The 22,589-nt window shown below is 38.9% G+C and carries 12 protein-coding genes, 1 rRNA gene and 1 pseudogene; 8 read left to right on the top strand and 6 right to left on the bottom strand.

What is annotated here, in order from left to right; translation table 11 throughout:
- Window positions 1–133 precede the first annotated feature (133 nt).
- Window positions 134–511: a helix-turn-helix domain-containing protein gene (locus BKL51_RS05945; RefSeq protein ID WP_077465818.1), complete on the bottom strand. Its 378-nt coding sequence runs from the start codon at window positions 509–511 to the stop codon at window positions 134–136.
- 847 nt (window positions 512–1,358) lie between these two features.
- Between BKL51_RS05945 and BKL51_RS05940 the strand changes: the two genes are divergently transcribed.
- The 6 genes from BKL51_RS05940 (at window position 1,359) to BKL51_RS05915 (ending at window position 15,995) form a co-directional block, all read left to right on the top strand.
- On the top strand, window positions 1,359–10,604 hold the full coding sequence (locus BKL51_RS05940) for a YadA-like family protein (RefSeq protein ID WP_077465817.1): 9,246 nt from the start codon (window positions 1,359–1,361) through the stop codon (window positions 10,602–10,604).
- A 384-nt stretch (window positions 10,605–10,988) separates the two neighbouring features.
- On the top strand, window positions 10,989–11,741 hold the full coding sequence (locus BKL51_RS05935) for an SDR family NAD(P)-dependent oxidoreductase (RefSeq protein WP_077465816.1): 753 nt from the start codon (window positions 10,989–10,991) through the stop codon (window positions 11,739–11,741).
- A 22-nt stretch (window positions 11,742–11,763) separates the two neighbouring features.
- Entirely contained in the window at window positions 11,764–12,597 is an 834-nt protein-coding gene (locus BKL51_RS05930; protein ID WP_077465815.1) for a transketolase, read from the top strand.
- A gap of 12 nt (window positions 12,598–12,609) precedes the next feature.
- On the top strand, window positions 12,610–13,596 hold the full coding sequence (locus BKL51_RS05925; RefSeq protein ID WP_077465814.1) for a transketolase family protein: 987 nt from the start codon (window positions 12,610–12,612) through the stop codon (window positions 13,594–13,596).
- Complete coding sequence (locus BKL51_RS05920; RefSeq protein WP_198930113.1) at window positions 13,544–14,989, top strand: MFS transporter; 1,446 nt, start codon at window positions 13,544–13,546, stop codon at window positions 14,987–14,989. The genes BKL51_RS05925 and BKL51_RS05920 overlap by 53 nt, the downstream gene beginning before the upstream one ends.
- Before the next feature lie 73 nt (window positions 14,990–15,062).
- Window positions 15,063–15,995, top strand: coding sequence for a LysR substrate-binding domain-containing protein (locus BKL51_RS05915; protein WP_198930112.1), 933 nt, complete (start codon window positions 15,063–15,065; stop codon window positions 15,993–15,995).
- A 131-nt stretch (window positions 15,996–16,126) separates the two neighbouring features.
- On the opposite strand, the gene guaA is transcribed toward BKL51_RS05915, so the two are convergent.
- The 4 genes and pseudogenes from guaA to guaB all read right to left on the bottom strand — a co-directional run bounded on the left by guaA (window position 16,127) and on the right by guaB (window position 20,016).
- The gene (gene guaA / locus BKL51_RS05910) at window positions 16,127–17,686 is read right to left on the bottom strand and encodes a glutamine-hydrolyzing GMP synthase (protein ID WP_077465811.1); all 1,560 of its coding nucleotides are present in this window, start codon (window positions 17,684–17,686) and stop codon (window positions 16,127–16,129) included.
- A gap of 20 nt (window positions 17,687–17,706) precedes the next feature.
- Window positions 17,707–17,970: pseudogene (locus BKL51_RS05905) on the bottom strand (HAD-IA family hydrolase); the annotation flags it as partial.
- Window positions 17,971–17,982: 12 nt separating this feature from the next.
- Window positions 17,983–18,384, bottom strand: coding sequence for a GFA family protein (locus BKL51_RS05900; protein WP_077465809.1), 402 nt, complete (start codon window positions 18,382–18,384; stop codon window positions 17,983–17,985).
- A 168-nt stretch (window positions 18,385–18,552) separates the two neighbouring features.
- Window positions 18,553–20,016 carry an IMP dehydrogenase gene (guaB, locus tag BKL51_RS05895; protein WP_077465808.1) on the bottom strand — a complete coding sequence of 488 codons (1,464 nt, stop codon included), beginning with the start codon at window positions 20,014–20,016 and terminating at the stop codon, window positions 18,553–18,555.
- 134 nt (window positions 20,017–20,150) lie between these two features.
- Here guaB and birA point away from each other — a divergent pair, with 134 nt between their 5' ends.
- Window positions 20,151–21,056 carry a bifunctional biotin--[acetyl-CoA-carboxylase] ligase/biotin operon repressor BirA gene (gene birA, locus BKL51_RS05890; RefSeq protein ID WP_077465807.1) on the top strand — a complete coding sequence of 302 codons (906 nt, stop codon included), beginning with the start codon at window positions 20,151–20,153 and terminating at the stop codon, window positions 21,054–21,056.
- A 38-nt stretch (window positions 21,057–21,094) separates the two neighbouring features.
- On the opposite strand, the gene BKL51_RS05885 is transcribed toward birA, so the two are convergent.
- Window positions 21,095–21,922: a DUF5718 family protein gene (locus BKL51_RS05885; protein WP_077465806.1), complete on the bottom strand. Its 828-nt coding sequence runs from the start codon at window positions 21,920–21,922 to the stop codon at window positions 21,095–21,097.
- A gap of 552 nt (window positions 21,923–22,474) precedes the next feature.
- Here BKL51_RS05885 and BKL51_RS05880 point away from each other — a divergent pair.
- Window positions 22,475–22,589, top strand: a 16S ribosomal RNA gene (locus BKL51_RS05880); the annotation flags it as partial.

Raw genomic sequence — 22,589 nt, 5'->3', positions numbered from 1 at the left:
CCAACCGCACTTTGTTTTTTTATGATTCCTACTTATTTCCTCGCCATATGATCTTTATTTGATACTCATTTTACTACCCTTTCAAAATTCAGAGAGTAGAAGATAGCTGTACTACGCATTTTTAGCCTTTGTTTTATTGTCCTCCGAAAATAGCATCAAGCCAGTTAATTAAAGTGCGTTTTTGCTCATTATTCATTTGTTGCCAATGGTGATTAAGACGAAAACGTAAGGCATCATTATGTATAGGAACATAGAGAGGTTTATCATCATCTAGGTTAAAAGTTTTGCTATCACTAAAAAACCAATCAATAGGGGTATTTAAAATAATGGCTATATTGACTAAATGGTTCACATTCATTTTAGTTGCCCCTCGTTCATAACGAGAAAATTGTTGTTGTGACACTCCAATTTTTTCAGCTAATACTTCAGCACTGATGCCCAGTTCTTTGCGGCGAAGTTGAATTCGCTTGCCGATAGCAATATCAGTTTCCGCTGCGGTAAATCTTGCCATATTATCTCTCATTGTATGAAATCAAAATTATTCTCATTGTTTGAGATAGTAAGATTTCAATCTACTCAATGAGTGATATTTTTTATTATTTATTAAAAATAGTTTGTCTCGTTGATGGTGTAATATTAAAATTTAACTCAACCAATGATTTTTTTTCATTAATCCACAATCTTATTTGTGAAAAATTTAGTGAAAAAATAGCAATTGCTTTTGCATTGGGAGTTTTATCAATCACAAATGGTCATCTTTAAACCAAAACTAGTGGATATTACCGAACCATTTAAAACGACGGTTATGTTTTAGGGGGAGGAAGCCATGGGAAATATTGTGATGAGAAGGTAACTAAATTTTGTTGGCTAAACGTTAAGCTAAAAATATCGACAAAACGGATTTTTACGATCTAGAAGGTAAGCGCATATAACTTCACTGTTTTGGAAATGAGTTTGCGCCGTTATATCAAAAGATATTCGGCGTGGCGTTTGTGCCTGATTTTTTAGCAAAGATAAAGTTATTTTTACTCGGCTTGTACCGTAATGACGGTGACTGCAAATTTGCTCGTATTGAGCGTTTAACTTGCGACTAAAAGCCAACAAATTGAGCAATGAAACCATCATGGTGAGTAAAATTTCTGTTAGTGATAAATAATAGTTTTGGATGTTTATATTTTAGTCTGGAGGACTAGCCCCACGATACCATTGGTAGTTAAATATGTGGAAAACTTATTCAAGTCCAATAATTATTAATATCAGAGTGATAAATCATGATTATTCACGCTATGGGAATTTTACTTGAATGCAGATGGTTCAATTTCTGAAGACAACTCTGAATTTAAAGGACAAGTAAATATATGAATAAAATTTTTAAAGTTATTTGGAATCATGCGGCTCAAACATGGACTGCTGTATCGGAGCTTTCTAAAGTTAAAGCAATTTCCTCTACTTTGAATAAGCCTGATTCATTGAGTGCTAATTTAATCAAAACAATTGCAATTACACTGCCGTTTGTAGCTACACCTTTTGTGGCTAATGCTTATATTGAAATGGGAGGAACAGCAAGCCCGGGGCAGTTTACTACCCCCAGTGCTAAGGCTAATCCTGGACGCGGAGGTTCTAGTACTTGGGCATACGACTATAAAAACCCCGGTAATAAATCTTACCATGATGCCGATAAATCGGGTAATTTATCTAATGGATATTCGAATACTGGAGAATATGCATTTGGTATCGCAATTGGTAATCAGACTAATGCTATTTACAAAGACGGCTCTTCAAATGGTATTGCGATGGGGGACTATGCTAAAGCCACCGGTGGATTAGCTACTGCCATCGGTGCGTTCTCAAATGCAGAGGATACAGGATCAACTGCAATTGGTACTGCCTCTCGCGCCAAAGGGTTTAACTCTCTTGCAATGATGCGTCAATCCGCTGCGATTGGTGATTACTCTGCTGCGATTGGTTCTGTCGCTTATGCAAAAGGGAATGCTAGTTTTGCGTTTGGGGCATCCGCGACATCAAATGGTAATCAATCTATTGCTATTGGTAATACCGCACCTAAAACTCTTGATGGTTTACCTGGAACAGGGGAAGCGAAAAGAACTAAGTATGATGGCTTAAGTAATACTCAATCAAATGGTGATCGTTCTGTTGCAATTGGTTCAGGAGCGAAAACAAACGGTAATGATTCCTTTGCATTTGGTTCATTGGCTAGCACAGGGGAATTTTATTCTACACATGATAATTATTTAGGTGAACAAGTAACTAAGCCTAGTTCTTCTAGTGCGGAAAAAGCCATTGCGTTTGGTACAAGTTCAAGAGCAACAGGTAATTCATCTATTGCTTTTGGTTACAATTCATTAGCTGCGAAAATCAATTCCATTGCATTCGGTGTAGAAGCTAAGGCACATAAGAATGATGCTGTTGCATTTGGTAGCAATGCTAATGCAAGCGAAGCCAACGCCATTGCTTTCGGTACTAATGCCCAAGCGTTACATGAAAATGTGATAACTATCGGTAAGAACTCAAAAGCGACTAAAAAAGGTGCGATGAGTATCGGTGAGGGGGCAATATCTAATGCTAATAATTCATTGTCTTTAGGTAATGGTACCGTTGTTAATCAAGAAGATATTAAAAACGAAAATGCAAAATATACAAATGATGGTTTTGGTATTGAGCGTGGTGTCGTTGCAATCGCAAATAAAGGTGTAGAGCGCCGTTTGGTTAATTTAGCAGCAGGTCGTGAAGATACAGATGCAGTAAATGTTAAGCAGTTATCTGAAGTTAATGATAATTTAGCAAAATCTATTGCCGGAGATGGTTATATCGGTTATAGCATTGATAGTGCTACCGGTCGTTACACTTATAAAGCACCTGAGTTTGATATTAAAAATCAGAAACTGAATAATGTAAAAAAAGCGGTAGAACTCGCACAAACTAATTATGTAAGTGTTAATGCTGATAAAAATAAACAAAAAGAAGCAAATAGTAATTATGATAATTTAGGTGCTAAAGGCACGGGATCTATTGCCTTGGGTGAAATGACCGGGACGGCAGTAAGTGCAAAAGAGACAATTGCAATCGGGCATAATACTAATGTAATCGGAGCTAATACCATTGCTATTGGTGCAAATATTAATGCGGGTACAGCCGGTTCGGTCGTTCTTGGTGATAATTCTACAACCACAGGATCACATGCAACCGAGACTGTCGCAAGTAAAACAATTGGCGGACATACTTATACTTTCACCGGAACTGTTCAAGATGCAGGTCGCTTTGTAAGCATTGGTGAAAAAGGTAAAGAACGTCAAATTAAAAATGTAGCGGCAGGGCATGTTGAAGTTAATTCAACTGATGCGATTAATGGTTCTCAATTACATGCCGTTGCATCACGAATTGAACAAGGTTGGAAAGTCGCAACCGATAAAACGGGAACAGGCGAAGTAACAGGCAATAAAGAACAAAAAATTGCAATGGGTGATACTGTTAAAGTCATTGCAGGTAATAATATTAATATTACTCAAAACAATGCTGATTTGACAATTGCTACCAAGGAAAATGTGACTTTCACAAAAGTAACAACCAGTAATACAACTTTAGATGATAAAGGCTTAACGATTAAAGATGGGCCAAAAATGACTAAGGATGGCATTGATGCTAGTAATAAAAAAATTACCAATGTTTTAAATGGCACTATTGATGCAAATAGCCAAGATGCGGTAAATGGTTCACAACTTTTTGCAACGAACCAAAATGTTACAAATAACGCCAATAATATTGCTAATAACACTCAAAATATTTCTAAAAATACAAACGACATTATTAAAGGTTTAAACTTCCAAGGTGATAATACAGGCGTAACTGTAAATCGTAAACTAGGAGAGACGTTAAACGTAACCGGTGGTGCAGCAGAAAATAACTTATCTGATAATAATATTGGTGTTGTCGGGACAGCTAGCGGCAGCTTAGCGATTAAATTAGCAAAAGATCTTAAAGAATTAAATAGCGTTAATACCAAAGAAATTAAACTTGGTGATCAAACAAGTAACACGACTATTAAGTACGATGGTGATCGTATTAAATACGGTGATCGAAGTATTGCTAATTTAGGTGACGAAAAACATATTACAAAAGGTGAATATGCTGTTCAGAATGATGGTTCTGTAACAATGACTTATACCGATGGTAATGGAAAATTAGTCACAAATGAAACAGCAAAAATCACGGGTATTGCCAAACAAGATCTTTCCAATATTAATAATGGCGGTGAAACTAAGATCAAAAACTTAGCGAAAGCTACAATTAATATGGAAGATGGTAAAAATACTAAAGTATCGTATCGTGATGTGAATGATGTTAAAACATTTAAGGTAGATGTCGAAGGTGCTTTAGCGAATATTACTTCAATTACTAACGGTAACGGCTCAGGTAAAGTTGAGTTCGGCGCAGATGGTGTTGTGAATATCAGCGGTAATAATTCAATCAGCCTAAATGGTAAAGATGGCCACATTACAGGCTTAACCAATACTGATTGGAATGTAACCAACCCAACTCCGGTATCCGGTCGTGCAGCTACGGAAGATCAATTAAAAACGGTATCTAATGTAGTAAACACTAAAATTGGTGATAACGGTATCAAATTAAGCGGTAATTCAGGTACAACTAATGAACAAAAACTATCTAAATCGGGTGGTTTGCAATTTAACGTCGTAGGCGGAGATAGTGCTAAATACGTAGCAACAACTGCAGCAGGTGCGGATATCACTGTTGACTTAACAAAAGATACAAAAGATAAAATTGATAATGCATCAGATAAAAACCTCAACAATATTACTAATGAAGGTAAGAAAGTTATTACCGGTTTAGGCACAATTGTTGAAGCCGGCAATAACGTAGTTGTAACCAATACAACCGATGCTACGACAGGGCAAAAAACCTATACCGTTAGCGCAATAGCTCAAAACTTAGGTGATGCAGAGCTATCATACAAAGCCAATGGTGAGAATCCACAAAAAGTTAAAGTATCGCAAGGCTTAGATTTCACAGATGGTAATTACACAACCGTAACAGTAGCTGAGAATGGCAAGGTTCAATACGACGTAAACGTAGGCAATATTACAACCAGAGCAGATGGTAAAGCCGGTATTGATGGAGCAAATGGTAAAAACACTGTTGCGACAGTGAAAACTGTCGTTGAGGCAATCAATAATAGTGGTTGGTTGGCAAATGCGACAAAATCAGCAGGTGGGCTTGATGGCACATCAGTAGCAACTAAAGTAGCGCCAAGTGCGGTCGTAAATTTTGATGCCGGTAAAAACTTAACGGTTAAACAAGATGTGACGGATCCTAATAACCAAACTTATACTTACTCTTTAGCAAATGATATTACTATTGGTGAGAAAGGTGAATCTGGCATCCCGGGTAAAGACGGAATTGACGGTAAGATCGGCATCAATGGCAAAGACGGTTCGGCCGTAGTTATTAATGGTAAAGACGGATCTATCGGTTTGAATGGAACAAACGGTAGTAACGGTTTAACTATCAGAGGTGATAAAGGCGCAGTTGGCGTTGATGGTACCGATGGTGCAAATGGTAAAGACGGTATGACCCGTATCGTTTATAAAGATGATAAAGGGACTAACCATACCGTTGCGACATTAGAAGACGGTTTGAGATTCACAGGTAATAATGAGTCTGTTGAAAACAAACACAAACTGAATACTTTGGTAAAAGTACAAGGTGAAGGCGTTAGTGAAACTACAGCTAAAACGTTTGAATCTGCTGCCGGTAATATCAATGTTGTTGCAGACGGTAATAATAAGTTAGAGGTTAAACTTAACAAAGATATTAACTTAACTGATAAAGGTTCTGTAAAAGTAGGCAATACTACTGTAAATAATAGCGGTATTATTATTACTAACCCGACTGATACGGCTAAAACAGTATCTTTAACAAACTCAGGTTTGAATAATGGTGGAAATCAAATTAAGAATGTGGCCAATGGTACGAATTCTACTGATGCAGTTAATCTAAGTCAGTTGGATTCGGTAAAATCGGCAGAACGTCATATCAAACCGGGTGAATACAAAGTAGATGATGCAGGCACAGTCACCATGCGCTATGTTGATGGTGATGGCAAGGATGCTGCGGGTGAAGCTAAAATCACAAATATTGCAAAATCAGATTTAAAAAATATTACTAATGACGGTAAGAAAGTGGTTACCGGTTTAGGTACGATTGTTCAATCAGGTAGCAAAAATGTGACGGTGACACCAAACGAAGATCAGACAACAGGTCAAAAAACTTATACGGTTTCTGTTGCAGAACAAAATCTTGGTGATGTGCCATTAACCTATAAAGCAAATGGTAGCAACGATCAAACCGTTACTTTATCAAAAGGATTAAATTTCACAGATGGTGACTATACAACCGCATCGATAGGTAAAGACGGTATTGTTAAATATGATGTTAAGTTAGGTGCAACGCCAACTACTCCAATTAATGGAAAGAACGGCAAAGATGGGGCGGATGGAATCGCAACCGTTCACCAAGTGATTGATATCGTAAACAATAGCGGATGGAATGCGAATGCAACCGGTAATGTAAACGGTTCTTCAGTAGCGAAAACAGTAAGAGCTGGTGCAGTAGTTAATCTGGATGCAGGTAAAAATTTAACTGTCACTCAAAGCAGTACTGATGAAGCTCAAACTTACAGCTTTGCGTTGAACAAAGACTTAACTAATTTAGATAAGATTGTTGTAAACGGCACAAATGGTGTGAACAGTAAAGATGGAGTGACAATCACCGGTCCTAACGGTCAAAATGGTGAAGATGGTAAAGTCGGAATCAGCGGTAAAGACGGCAAAGATGCGGTTTCTATCTCCGCTAAAGATGGAGTGGGTCATATTGGCTTAACGGGACCTAAAGGTGCTGACGGTAGCGACGGCGTATCCGCTGATATTTCGGTAAAAGAAGGCAAAGCTGGTGTTGACGGTGAAGATGGAAAAGACGGAATTACCCGTATCGTTTACAAAGATAAAGATGGCAAAGAACATGAAGTGGCGACTCATGATGATGGTATGAAATACTATGGTGATGCAATTGCAAATACAAATGTCATTAAAAAACACTTAAATGAACAAGTAAACATTATAGGTGGTATTACGGACAGAAACGAACTTTCGGAAGAGAATAACATCGGTGTTATTTCTGATGGTTCTAATAATTTAACCGTTCGTTTAGCAAAAAATCTTAACGGCATTAATTCGGTTGGTGGAAATAACTCATCAATTGTCTTTACCGGTAAAGATAATAATGATCCTTCCCAACCGGCTGTAACCATTAAAGGCGGAGACGTAAGTATTGATGGTAATAAAATTACCAACCTTAAAGATGGTGATGTAAATCCAACATCTAAAGAGGCTGTAAATGGTTCACAACTTTATAATGTAACCAATGCAATCAATACTAAAGGTTTAGATTTTGGTACGCAATCAGTAGGTAATGATTCTGTTATCCACAAAAACTTAGGTGAAAAACTTGAGATTGTAGGTAAAGGAGAAAAATCAGATACTGAGTATGATGCCACTAACATCAAAACTATTACTGAAAATGGAAAAGTTGTTGTTGCCTTGGCGAAAGATTTAACGGCAAATAAAGTCACTGTTGGTGAGAAAGGTGCTAATGGGAAAGATGGTGTTGACGGTACTATCGGCGTGAATGGCAAAGACGGATCATCAGTAGTCATCAACGGTAAAGACGGCTCAATCGGCTTAAACGGTAAAGATGGGGCAAACGGTCTAACCATTAAAGGTACTGATGGAAAGGCGGGTGTTGACGGAAAAGACGGTGAAAGCAAAACACGCATTGTTTATGAAACCAAAGATCCGAAAGACTCGAATAAAACCATTATTGAAGAAGTGGCAACACTTAACGACGGCTTAAAATTTAAAGGTGATAAAGGCGACGCTATAGCTAAAAAACTCAATGAAGAGTTAGCAATTTTAGGGAAATTAAATGCAAATGCCGATGTTACCGATAAAAACTTACGTGTTGATAATGAAAGCGGTAAGTTAATTCTTAAAATGGCTAAAGCGCTACAAGATTTAACAAGTGCGCAATTCATTGATGAAATAACAAGTAGTAAATCCGTTATCAATGGCAATGGTTTAACCATTACACCTAAAGATGATCCTGTAAATAAAACCGTTAGTGTGACGGATAAAGGCTTGAACAATGGCGGAAACCAGATTGTTAATGTTGATAGTGGTTTGAAGGATGCTAATGGTAACAAGGTATCTTTAACGGATGCTAAGGGCGATACGTTAAATAATGCGGTTAATGTCGGTGACTTAAAAGAATCGATTAATAATATTACGGATCCATCAAAAGGTGGCGGATTTGGTTTAACGGATGAAAATGGTAATGACGCTAAAGCAAAACTTGGTGAAACGGTAACCGTAAAAGGTGATGGAAGTGTAACCACTAAAGTTGTCAATGAAAATGGCAAAGCTAAGTTACAAGTCGGTTTAAATAAAGATGTTACCATTGGTAATAATCAAGAATCTGGCGCTATTACGGTTAAAGGTGAAAATGGTCAGGATGGCGTTTCTATCAATGGTAAAGATGGTTCTATTGGCTTAAAAGGCGCTGATGGTAAAGATGCGATAACATTGAGTGGAAAAGATGGCACTATTGGTATTAACGGTAAAGATGGTTCGACTGGGGAAATTACAGTTGTTCAAGGTCAGGCTGGGCTTGATGGTAATGACGGTAAAGATAGTAAAACTAAAACCCGTATCGTTTATGAAAAACCAAATGGTGAAACAGAAGAAGTAGCAACACTTAACGACGGCTTGAGATTTACCGGCAATAATGAGGTTGTTAATAGCCACAAATTAAATTCTGTTGTAACTATTAAAGGTGAAGGTATTGATAAAGATACATCTGAAAACTTTAAATCGGCAGAAGGCAATATCAATGTTAAAGCTGATGGTAAAGGTACTCTAGAGGTTCAACTTGCTAAAGATTTGAAAAATGTTGATTCTATCTCAAATAAAGATGGTCAAAAAATTGAGTTTAAAGCAGGCGGAACAACGATTTCCGGTGGAAACTTAAGTGTTGATGATAACAAGATCACTAACGTGAAAGCAGGTGAATACGATACTGATGCAGTTAATGTAAAACAGTTAAAAGACGGTATTGCTCAAGCAACAACAACGGTTAATGCCGGTAAAAATATTGATGTGATACCGACTAAAAATGCCGATGGTAGCACGACATATACTGTGAAAACGAAAGATAATGTTGATTTCACTTCTGTAACTACAGGCAACACAACGATGAATGATAGTGGTATCACAATCAGAGCTTCTGACAATGGTAAAACCAATGTGATATTAACCAATAAAGGTTTAGATAACGGTGGTAATAAAGTTGTAAATGTTGCTGATGGTGAGATTAGTTCAACATCTAAGGATGCTGTAAACGGTTCACAATTACATAATGTTAAGCAAGAACTGGCTAGAGAAGGTTTAAACTTCAAAGGTCAAAGCGGACAGAGTATTCATAAAAATCTTGGTGAAACACTTGAAATAGTTGGTAAAGGCGACAAAGCTGATACTGAATATGATGCTGCGAACATCAAAACTTATGAAGAAAATGGCAAAGTTGTTGTCGCCTTAGCGAAAGACCTAACGGCAAATAAAGTCACTGTAGGTGAAAAAGGTGCTAACGGCAAAGATGGTGCTGATGGCTCTATCGGTGTGAACGGTAAAGACGGTTCATCAGTAGTTATCAATGGCAAAGACGGCTCAATCGGCTTAAATGGGAAAGACGGTAAAAATGGCATTTCTATTAAAGGTCAAGATGGAAAAGTTGGTGTTGATGGTAAAGATGGCGAAACTCGTTTAGTTTATGTGGAAAAAGACAATCCAAATAAAACTCACGAAATCGCAACGACTGATGACGGTCTAAAATTCACCGGCAATAATGAAGTAGTAAACAGCCGTAAACTTAACAACAAAGTTACAGTGAAAGGTGAAGGTGTTTCTAAATCGCAATCTGAAAACTTCAAATCTGCGAAAGGTAACATCAATGTTAAGGCTGATGGTAAAGACACCTTAGAAGTGCAACTTGCAAAAGATATTGAGCTTGGTAACGATGGTTCTGTAAGAGCAGGTAATACTGTTGTAAACAATCGTGGTGTTTCTGTGAAAAACGGTCCAAGTATTACTCAAGACGGTATTGATGCAGGTAATAAACGTATAACTAACATTGCGCCGGGTGTGAAAGATACGGATGCTGTGAATGTAAATCAGTTAAAAGGTGAAACAATGAACATCCGTAGCGATATGAACAGACTGGATAAAAATCTCCGTGCGGGTATCGCAGGTGCAATTGCAACAGGTGGTTTATATCACGCAACATTGCCGGGCAAATCAATGGTATCGGCAGGTGTTGGTACTTATAAAGGTGAGGGGGCAATTTCTGTAAGTTACTCGCGCTTATCCGATAACGGCAAAGTGGGAATTAAATTCTCTGTGAATACTAATTCTCGCGGTGATTTCGGTTCGGCAGCAAGTATGGGATACCAATGGTAATTGGCATTCATAGCTAATCAAATATTATGTTATAAAGCTCAATCTTTATCAAAAGATTGAGCTTTTCCGTAAGCTGTGTAAATATCTGTTTCTGAACTGGGATAATCAGCCGGATAAAATGCTGATAAGAAGATATGGCTCAAATTATAAGCCAACGAGGAACGATTATTATAATGAGGAACGTATTAAACCGAGATTAAAAAACGTGAACCCTATACAATATTACAAACTTTATGTTCTTCTTTCCTTTTCCACTTTTGTGATGCTCATCACGATTTCAATTTTTTTCAATCAAGCTTGAACGTTTCGACATTTCTTCTCAACACTAACTTCGTTATTTTACGACTGAAATAACGTGTTAATTACTATTGAGGAGAAATAGATATGTTATTAAAAAATAAAGTTTCCATTATTACCGGAGCCGCTTCACCAAGAGGTCTTGGAAAAGCGACCGCACTTTTATTTGCCGAACAAGGGGCAAAAGTGGTGATAGCGGATTTAAGTGAAGAAGCTGCAATTGAAGCGGCAAATTCCTTACCTGGTGAAGGACATATGGGCATCGCTATTAATGTAGCGGATGAAACACAAGTTCAAGCCGGAAAAGAGAAGATTTTAGCGAAATATGGGCGTATTGACGTGTTAGTCAATAATGCGGGAATTACACAGCCGCTTAAAACTCTTGATATTAAAGGCTCAAACTATGATGTGGTTCTAGATGTTAGTTTACGGGGTACTTTATTGATGTCGCAAGCTGTCTTACCAACAATGCAAGCTCAAAAATCAGGCAATATTGTGTGTATTTCATCCGTTTCGGCACAACGTGGCGGCGGTATTTTTGGTGGGCCTCATTACAGTGCCGCCAAAGCGGGCGTTTTAGGCTTGGCAAAAGCAATGGCACGTGAATTTGGTGTCGATAATATCCGAGTCAATTGTATTACTCCCGGATTAATTCAAACAGATATTACGCAAGGAAAATTAACGGAAGAAATGAAATCTCAAATTCTAGCAGGTATTCCGCTAAATCGTTTGGGTGATGCCATTGATATTGCTCGTGCCGCATTATTTTTAGCAAGTGATCTTTCTTCCTATTCGACAGGTATTACTTTAGATGTAAATGGCGGAATGTTAATTCATTAATTCATTTTATAGGAGATTTTTTATGACAACTGAAGCACTCGTAAAGTTAGCCAAACACGCCTATCATATCCGTCGTTATGCATTAAGAATGGGTGAGGTTCAAGGGCAAGGCTATATTGGGCAAGCATTGGGTTATGCCGACGTACTAGCCACTGCTTATTGCCATTCAATGAAATTTAAATCTGATGATCCAAACTGGAAAGGGCGAGATCGTTTTCTTCTTTCTCATGGACATTATGCCATTGCATTTTATGCCGCATTAATTGAAGCCAAAATTTTACCTGAAAATGAATTGGAAACCTATGGTTGTGATCATAGCCGTTTACCAATGTCCGGTATGACGACTTATACACCGGGAATGGAAATGTCGGGCGGTTCCTTAGGTTTGGGATTATCTATCGCAGTAGGTATTGCTCTTGGTTTACGCTACCAAAATAATCAGGCTTTTGTTTATAACTCTATGTCCGATGGCGAGTTAGATGAGGGTTCTACCTGGGAAGCTGCAATGGCCGCAAGTCATCATAAGCTCAGTAATTTAATCAATCTTATTGATGTGAATAAACAACAAGCAGACGGTAAATCAACCGATATTTTAAACTTTGAACCATTAGCGGAAAAATGGGAAGCATTCGGTTGGTATATTCAACGTGTCGATGGTAATGATCTCACCGCTGTTGTTCAGGCTTTTGATAAGGCAAGACATTATGAGGGCGATAAACCACGAGTGATCATCTTCGATACGTTGATGGGGAAAGGCGTACCATTTCTCGAACAGCGTGAGAAAAATCATTTTATCCGTGTGGATTCCGATGAATGGCAAAAAGCTATTGCCATATTAGATGAATCACAACAATAGAGGAAAGTTACGATGACAAAGAAAAAATTAACTACATCGGCGATGATTGCATCTATTGCAGAAGAAGGACAAGAAACAATTTCCGCTCCTTTTGGTCACGCATTAAATCAATTAGCCGAAAAACATTCCAATATTGTAGGCGTTACCGCAGATTTGGCTAAATATACGGATTTGCATCTTTTTGCACAAAAATACCCTGATCGCTTTTTCCAAGTAGGGATTGCCGAGCAATTAGCCATTGCAACGGCAGGCGGATTAGCCAAAACCGGATTGATCCCTTTTGTTACCACTTATGCGGTTTTCGCAACCCGCCGAGCTTATGAATTTATTCACCAAATTGTCGCTGAAGAAAATTTAAACGTTAAAATTGCGGTCGCTTTACCCGGCTTAACCACGGGTTACGGACCAAGCCATCAAGCTACGGAAGATATTGCAATGATGCGAGCAATTCCTAACATGACAGTCATTGACCCTTGTGATGCTTGTGAGATTGAACAGATTGTTCCAGCGATAGCGGATCATCAAGGACCTGTTTATCTCCGTTTATTGCGGGGTAAAGTGCCTGTAGTGTTAAAAGATTACGGCTATAAATTTGAATTAGGCAAAGCTAAATTATTGGAAGACGGTAATGATGTATTAATGATTTCAACGGGCATTTTAACTATGCGAGTGTTAGAAGCAGCAAAACAATTACGCCGTGAGGGAATTAATATTGCAGTGCTACATTGCTCGACGATCAAACCGCTAGATAATGAAACAATTTTGCAAGAAATTACAAAATTCAACCGTTTGGTTGTGGTGGCGGAAAATCATTCTGAGATTGGTGGGTTAGGTGAGGCGGTGGCCAGCCTACTCGTGAAACAGCAAGTGATGGCAAATGTAAAACATATTGCTTTACCAGACCAATTCTTACACGCTGGTGCATTACCAACGTTACATGACCAGTATGGTATTTCCACTTCAGCAATTTGTTATTCAATTAAAACATGGCTGGCATAATAAAGTAGGGCGAGGTAACTCGCCTAAAACAATCAGAAAATCTGACCGCACTTTTGCTATTCACCATAACAACGGAGAGCATATTATGGCAATACGTAGCATTTTAGAATTAGAACGGGATACTGTTCGAAAAGTAACAAAACGTTTACTTCCTTTTCTTTTTATTTGCTTTTTTATTTCTATTCTTGACAGAGTTAATATTAGCTTTGCCGCACTACAGATGAACGCGGATTTAGGTTTCTCTAATACTGTATTCGGTATTGGTGCAGGAATATTCTTCTTCGGTTATTTTCTGTTAGAAGTCCCCGGTAGTGCTGTGATGGCAAAAGTCGGCGCACGAAAATGGATTTGTCGCATTATGGTGAGTTGGGGCATACTAGCTATTATTATGGCATTTATTCAAACATCTTGGCAATTTTATATTATTCGTTTTTTATTAGGTGTTGCAGAAGCCAGTTTTTATCCCTGTATGGTTCACTATTTAAGTGGTTTTTATCAGACCAAATATCATGCTAGAGCAATAGCTGCTTTTATGCTAGCTATACCAGGGGCAAATGCACTAGGTTCTCCTCTCTCCACATTTTTGATTGGTATTGAAGGATTAGGGTTGGCTGGCTGGCAATGGATGTTCATCATTGAAGCATTACCTGCCGTAATATTAGGGGGTATTTGTTACTTTTATCTCACTGACAGTATTGAAAAAGCACATTGGTTAGATAATGAAGAAAAAAACTGGCTCATTGAAACCCTAAATATTGAACAAAAGGTAAAGCAAGATGTGAAACATTATATGTTTATGGAAGCCTTAAAAGATAAAACCGTGCTATGGTTATCCGTAAGCTATTTTTTCTGGATGATGGGCTATTACGGCATTAATATGTTTTTACCAACAATTTCTCAAGCTATTTCAGCAACAGCATCAATTAGTCTGCAAAGTCTCGGTTGGATTATTGGGTTACTTTATTTTATTTCAATGATCGTAATGTTGCTTGTTGGCAATCATTCTGATAAAACCCAAGAACGCCCTTGGCATGTTGCCGGTTGTTTAGTTATTAGTGCATTAGGTTTAATGGCAGCAACTTATGTAGCTGATATAAATATTTGGCTCGCTTTTATTTTTCTTGCCGTTGCACTTTGCGGAGCATTCGGAGCATTCCCACCATTTTGGGCAATTCCACCGTCATTTATTACTGGCGCAGCAGCCGGAGGTGCTATTGCGTTAATCAATAGCATTGGGAATCTTGGCGGTTTCTTTGGCCCTGCTATTGTAGGTTATCTGAAAGAACTAACTGGTTCATTTAATACGGCTATTGCATTTTTAGGGATAAGTATGCTTGCAAGCGGTATTATTATCGTATTAAGTGCAAGAAAAAAACAAAAAGAACTGGCTTAATCAATATTAATTTTCAGAACACAATATTTTAACTTTATTGTGTTCTTTTACATTGATAATATTTCCACTAAAAGTGATTCAAGAGAAAATTTCTATGGTACAGAATAAGGTTCTTATTCCCCCACTCAAAGCCCTCCAAGCATTTGAACAAGTGGCTTATTTTGGAAGTGTTGTCAAAGCAGCAGAAAGTCTCAATATTACAACTTCTGCAATTAGCCATCAAATCGCAAACCTTGAAATATTATTAAACAAAAAGCTATTTTATCGAACGGGGCGCGGCATTGTATTAACCGGGACGGGTGAAAAGTATTTAGAACAAATTTCAGGAGCATTACATTCTATCGGCATAGCGACGAATAATATTATTGAAAAACAGGAAAAAGAGACACTCAATATTCACACGTCGCCAGCTTTCGGAAATCTTTATTTACTACCAAGAATAAAAAAGTTTCAAACTTTATTCCCTGAATTACAGATTAATTTCACTTGTTCTTATGAAAATGTACAATTTAATTTAGAGCGTGTTGATATTGACATTCGTCATGGATATTTTTCGTGGAAAAATTTAAATGTCATTTCAATAAAAAACGAATATGCCACAGTATTTGCGAACCCTAATTTAATCGTTCAACATCCAATTAGCCATCCCAGGGATTTATTGAAACATAATCTCATTTTATCGCAAAGCACGTTAATTCAATGGCCTCAATGGTTTTCTTATCATAACGTCAATACATTAAAAGGACTACAATTCTTATTTAGTTTTGACCGCTCTTATATGAGTTATGAAGCTGCAAAACAAGAGCTTGGTTTTATTTTAGAAAATTCATTATTAGCAGAACAATATTTGCAAAAGGGAGAATTGACACCAGTATTCGATAAAGAGTTTTCTATGCCGATTAATGCCCATTATATCGTTTTCCCACATTCACATAAAAAATATTCTCGAGTAAAAAACTTTGTTGAATGGCTAAAGGAAGAATTAAAAAATTCAAGTTTTTACTAAGTACCAATAGATACTAAACTTAAGGACTAAGCTAGATATAATGTCGAGCTAAGTCCTTAAGTTTTAGTAGTAAATTAAATTATGGTTAAGCAATGTTGAAATGAATTGAACTGTTATGAAATGCGTGGTTTTTATTCCCACTCAATCGTTGCAGGTGGTTTTCCACTCACATCATACACTACGCGGGAAATGCCATTCACTTCATTGATGATTCGGTTGGAGATCTTGCCTAATAAATTGTATGGTAAATGCGCCCAATGTGCGGTCATAAAATCAATCGTTTCAACGGCACGGAGAGAGACAACCCAATCATATTTACGACCGTCACCCATTACACCAACGGATTTCACAGGAAGGAACACTGTGAAGGCTTGGCTGACTTTGTAATACCAATCTGCTTTGTGTAATTCTTCAATAAAAATCGCATCGGCACGGCGGAGTAGGTCACAGTATTCTTTTTTCACTTCACCCAATACACGCACACCTAAACCCGGACCGGGGAAAGGGTGGCGGTTAAGCATTTCAGCAGGTAGGCCTAACGCCAAGCCGATTTTACGCACTTCATCTTTGAAAAGTTCACGCAACGGCTCGACTAAGCCGAGTTTCATATAATTCGGTAGACCACCTACATTGTGATGTGATTTGATCACATGTGCTTTGCCTGTTTTGCTGGCAGCAGATTCGATTACATCGGGGTAGATAGTACCTTGCGCTAACCATTTCACATTTGGCAATTTTTTTGATTCGTCATCGAATACATCTACGAAGACTTTACCGATAATTTTACGTTTCGCTTCTGGTTCATACACACCGGCTAGTTCGCTTAGGAAACGATCTTCTGCGTTCACACGGGTGATGTTTAAGCCGAATTTATTGCCGAACATTTCCATCACTTGATCGCCTTCGTTTAAGCGTAATAAGCCGTTATCCACAAATACACAGTGTAAGTTTTTGCCGATTGCACGGTGTAATAATAATGCAACAACCGAGGAGTCCACACCGCCTGACAAGCCTAAAATCACTTCATCATTGCCCACCTGTGCTTTAATACGGTCAACTGCATCTTCAATAATGTTTTCTGCGGTCCATTTAGTTTCGCAACCGCAGATGTTTACGACAAAGTTGGTGAGCAATTCTAAGCCGCTTTTCGTGTGAGTAACTTCCGGGTGGAACTGTACGCCGTAGAAACGACGGTTTTCATCCGACATTGCCGCAATCGGACAGGTTGGGGTTGTGCCCGTGACATTGAAATCGGCCGGTAAACGGGTGACTTTATCGCCGTGGCTCATCCAGACATCCAGTTTGCCGTCACCATCATTTAGATGAGCCAAAAGTGCGGTCGAATTTTCTAAAGAAACGGAGGCATAGCCAAATTCACGGTGATCGGAGGTTTCCGTTAAACCGCCCAGTTGCATTGCCATAGTTTGCATACCATAGCAAATACCAAGTACCGGTACGCCTGCATTAAAGACATATTCCGGCGCACGCGGGCTGTTTTCTTCCGTGGTGCTTTCAGGACCACCTGAAAGAATAATCCCGGTTGGGTTAAATTCGCGGATTTGTTCCTCTGTTACGTCCCACGCCCAAAGTTCGCAGTACACTCCAATTTCACGCACGCGACGGGCAATGAGCTGGGTATATTGAGAACCGAAGTCGAGGATTAGAATTTTATGGTGATGAATATTGGTCATTTTTTACCTTAATAAAATGGTTAGTGATGTAATTTTTGAATAATAGTTAAAATTTCGTTCATATCCTTGCCGCAATAATCGGCTTGGGATTGGTCAATATGCATTCGCTTTTCTTCGTAGGCAATCACAGGAATGCAGGCAGATTTTGCCGGTTGAATACCGAAAAAAGAATCCTCAATCGCGACGGCATTTTTTGCCTGAACGCCTAATTTTTCGAGTGTGTAGCGACAAATTATCGGATCAGGTTTGCTACTTTCAAATTGTTCGCCACTGACGATAAAGTCATTTTGTCAAATTTATATCAAACCTAATTTTTCTAAAAACTCTTTTTCTGTTAATTTAGGTATATTATTACCTAGGTAATAAAAAGAAGGTTTACGATCAATATAAATTTCTTGCTCTAAAGTAAATTCATTTTCTAAGCAAAATAAACCTGCAGACAGTTCATAATTATTAGTACCCAATAAGTGATAATATAAGTGTGTTCCACATTTCTTACAAAACGCGCGCTCCGCCCACTCTGAAGATTGATAACATTGAATGAAATCCTCTCCTACAATATCTAATTTCTGTTGATAGCTTAAACTAAATAAAGGGCTACCATTCCAACGAACACAATTTCCACAGTGACAGGCGTGAACATTTTTGTTTTTAGGTACGGAAATAGATACGGATCCACATAAACATGTACCTTTCATTTTTACTCCTTAAATTACTTACGCCACAAAATAACAGGTGTGGTTTAATCAAAACTTCATAAAGAACAACCGCACTTTCTTTTTCAACAATTAATTCTTTTACTGATAAATCATCATGATCTAACCTATATTTCAATAGTTGTCTATCAGTTTAGCATTTGCTATTCACTATCCCATCCGATAATTCGGTGCTTCTTTAGTAATGGTGACATCGTGAACGTGGCTTTCTTTAATGCCTGCACCGCTGATTCGCACAAATTCTGCTTTGGTGCGAAGTTCGTCAATCGTGGCACAGCCGGTTAAGCCCATACAAGAACGCAATCCGCCCATTTGTTGGTGGATAATTTCTTTGAGGTAGCCTTTATACGGAATACGTCCTTCAATACCTTCCGGTACGAGTTTGTCGGCGGCATTATCCGATTGGAAATAGCGATCCGATGAACCTTTTGACATTGCACCTAACGATCCCATTCCTCGATAGGATTTAAATGCACGCCCTTGATAAAGTTCAATTTCACCCGGTGCTTCTTCCGTGCCGGCAAACATTGAACCGACCATCACACAGCTTGCGCCGGCGGCAATCGCTTTCGCAATATCGCCTGAGAAACGGATCCCCCCGTCTGCAATGACCGGAATACCACGATCTTTCAAGGCTTCCGCCGCATCGGCAATCGCCGTGATTTGAGGCACACCCACACCTGTTACGATACGGGTAGTACAGATTGAACCTGGTCCAATCCCGATTTTGACCGCACTTGCCCCCGCATCAGCAAGCGCAATTGCACCTTCTGCCGTTGCCACGTTACCTGCGATAATCGGTAAGTCAGGATATTTTGCCCGAGTTTCACGTACACGTTGTAATACACCCTCGGAGTGACCGTGTGACGAGTCGATAAGCAAAACGTCTACACCGGCTTTTACTAAGGCTTCAATTCGCTCTTCATTGCCTGCACCGGCACCAACCGCTGCGCCCACGCGTAAACGCCCGAATTCATCTTTACAGGCATTCGGCTTGCTTTCGGCTTTTTGGTAGTCTTTTAAGGTGATCATCCCTTTTAGTTTGAAACCATCATTGACCACCAATACTTTTTCTACCCGATTTTCGTGCATTAAACGGAAAATTTCTTCACGGGTTGCCCCTTCTTTAACCGTAACCAAACGCTCTTTCGGCGTCATAAAATTAGCTACTGTTTTGCTTAAATCTGAGATAAAGCGGGTATCACGACCGGTAATAATGCCGACTAAATTTTTTTCCGCATCAACTACCGGATAACCGGCAAAACCGTTTTTCTTAGTGAGTTCGGCCAATTCTGCAAGAGTAAGTGTTGGTGAAACGGTAACAGGTTCGGAAACGATACCGCTTTCAAATTTTTTCACCTTACGTACCCGATCTGCTTGGCGTTCAATCGACATATTTTTGTGGATAAAGCCAATTCCGCCTTCTTGGGCAAGGGAAATTGCCAATTTAGTCTCGGTTACGGTATCCATTGCCGCAGAAAGCATAGGAATATTCAGGCGAATCGTTTTAGTGAGTTGGGTTGAAAGATTGGCGGTGTTTGGAAGCACGGTAGAATGTGCCGGGACAAGAAGAACATCATCAAACGTGAGGGCTTCTTTTTTGATTCTAAGCATAGCAATATTTCCGTCGTTAAAAGTGAATGTTAAAAAATATTGCGGCGGGATTATACAGATTTTACGCCGTTTTGAAAACGAAATTTTTAGATTTTATGCTATGATTTGCAAACGTTTACGTGATGGGAAAAAGTATGAATTTGGCATTATTAACCTGTTTATCCGATTGCACGCCTAAAATGCGGTCAGAATTGGCGGCATTTTCGCAAAATGTTGCCTTTGATGTGCAGCAGTTGCGAGAGTTGGGGCTAAATATTGAAGAAAATACCTCACACTATCAGTTAATACCGCAATCACCTCTGCTAAATTTACAGCAAATTTCAACCGCTCTTTTGCCCTATCGGGTACATTATGAACCGGTAATTTCTTCTACCAACGAATGGATTTTGCAAAATATTGCTCGGCTTCACAAAGGCGATCTTTGCCTTGCGGAATATCAAACGGCCGGTCGTGGACGGCGCGGTCGTCAGTGGTTATCGCCTTTTGCCGGTCAACTAATTTTTAGTTTTTATTGGACATTTGATTCTAAAAGATCAATTGAGGGATTGAGTTTAGTTGTAGGGCTTGCGATTGCCGAGACGCTTGGCGTGCAAGTGAAATGGCCGAATGATGTTTTATTTGACGGACGGAAACTTGGCGGTATTTTAGTTGAGATTGCGAATGTAGGAAATGGTTGTTTAAACCTTGTTGTTGGCGTGGGAATAAATGTGTCGTTGCCGGCAAAAACAGATATTAACCAACCCTATGCGCAACTATGTGAAATCGATCCGAATGCAGAGCGCCGGATTTTAGTACCCAAATTAATAAAACATCTGTATACACGTTTGACTCGCTTTGAAAAAGAAGGGATTAATGAGGAATTTCAGCAAGCATGGCAGGCGCGTAATGCATTTTCCTATAGTGAAGTGAATGTATTTACCGAACAGGGCATACTTTCAGGCATTGAGCAGGGCATTGATAAACGGGGATATCTACAATTGCTATGCGCAAATGAATTACGAACCTTTAACGGTGGTGAGGTGTCACTTCGTAGAAAATAAGTGTGGTTAAAATTTCGCGGTTTTTAACCGCACTTGATTTAAATCACTTTTTGTATGAGGGCCGAAATATCCTTCGCAAATTGTTCTTGTGCTGCCATTTGGGCGATCTGTGCGTGGGAATAGGTTTTGCCGTTGTACACCGCCACAATACTGGTATCGCCGATTTGCAGGAAGTGATGCTCGCCAAATGCAGTGTAGCGGGTTGCGCCAATGCTGATGATGGCTTTCGCCGGATAATGAGCTTGCTTGAGCATTTCGGCAATATTATTCATTGGGCCTTCGTCCGGCTGATGATTCATTCGATCGACAATCCAATCCAATAATTTTTGGTGAAAATAGCTGTAGCCAACCGCCGGGCTGTCGATACCGTACTCATTCAATACGCCGTTGCGTTTATGAAAACAGGCAATACGATAATCGTCTAAAGCGCCGCCGGCAGTAAATTGGTCTAGAGCGATCCGCGTTGCTGAAATACCTTTTGATTTTGCACCCCAATTCTTTTTCTCACAAATTTTGAGGGCATTCGGGTGGCGAATAGAACAGTCATTATAAGCCGCAAAATGAGTCGGTGTTAAGGCAATAACTTGCTGATTTTCATACTGAATATAGCAAATTAGCGCAATTTCCGGCTCAATTTGCAGGTTATCCGCATCATTAGGAAAACGGATTTCTTCATTGGAAAGTGGATAAGTGGATAGAAATTGATAATCGCCAAGTTGATCGCTCGGCACATAAAACGGGAAAATCGCTTTTGGTTGCACTGCCTCAACGGTTTTGACGTGCAAAAAATCTGCCGCTTCGCCCGCCTGTTCTAAATGACCGGCAAAATTGCCCGCCACGCCTAACCCAATAAATGTCGTGTTCATCGTGTTTTCCTCTTTTTGTAAAAAATGGGTTAAATTCTATCGCTTACATCATAAAAAAGCATCAAAAACGATCCCGTTCTCTACTGTGATAAATAGAAAAGAACTATTTAGATTAGAATATCAAGTCTATTTGATTAACAATGTTTAATGATTAACGCGTAAGTTTTTAATCGATAGTTGTAAATAAATGATAAAAACGCATCACTTATCGCTGTAATTTTATACTGTTTGGTTTTATTTTCACCGAATGGTTTGATTTTTCCGAATTTTTTTAATTTTTTTGTAAGAAAGTGCTTGCATTCGTTTTTGTTTTCCCTATAATGCGCACCACACAACGACGCGCTGTTGTGAAGTTTGAAGATTTGGCGGTGCGTCGTTGTTTTTTGCTCTTTAACAACGAATCAGACAATCTGTGTGGGCACTTGTTAATTGACTTGTTGAAATCTATTTTTAATTTTGAAGTCTTAATAGGTGCTTAAACTAGAAATTCATTATTACTTTTTAGAGTAGTGTTTATTAATAGCTAAGCAGTTTATTGAGCGATTGAACTTTGAATTGAAGAGTTTGATCATGGCTCAGATTGAACGCTGGCGGCAGGCTTAACACATGCAAGTCGAACGGTAACGGGAAGGAAGCTTGCTTTCTTTGCTGACGAGTGGCGGACGGG

Source organism: Rodentibacter sp. Ppn85, assembly GCF_001999335.1.
Lineage (GTDB): Bacteria > Pseudomonadota > Gammaproteobacteria > Enterobacterales > Pasteurellaceae > Rodentibacter.
The sequence above is the reverse complement of the archived record's forward strand: the minus strand, read 5'-3'. Positions and strand labels throughout refer to the sequence as shown.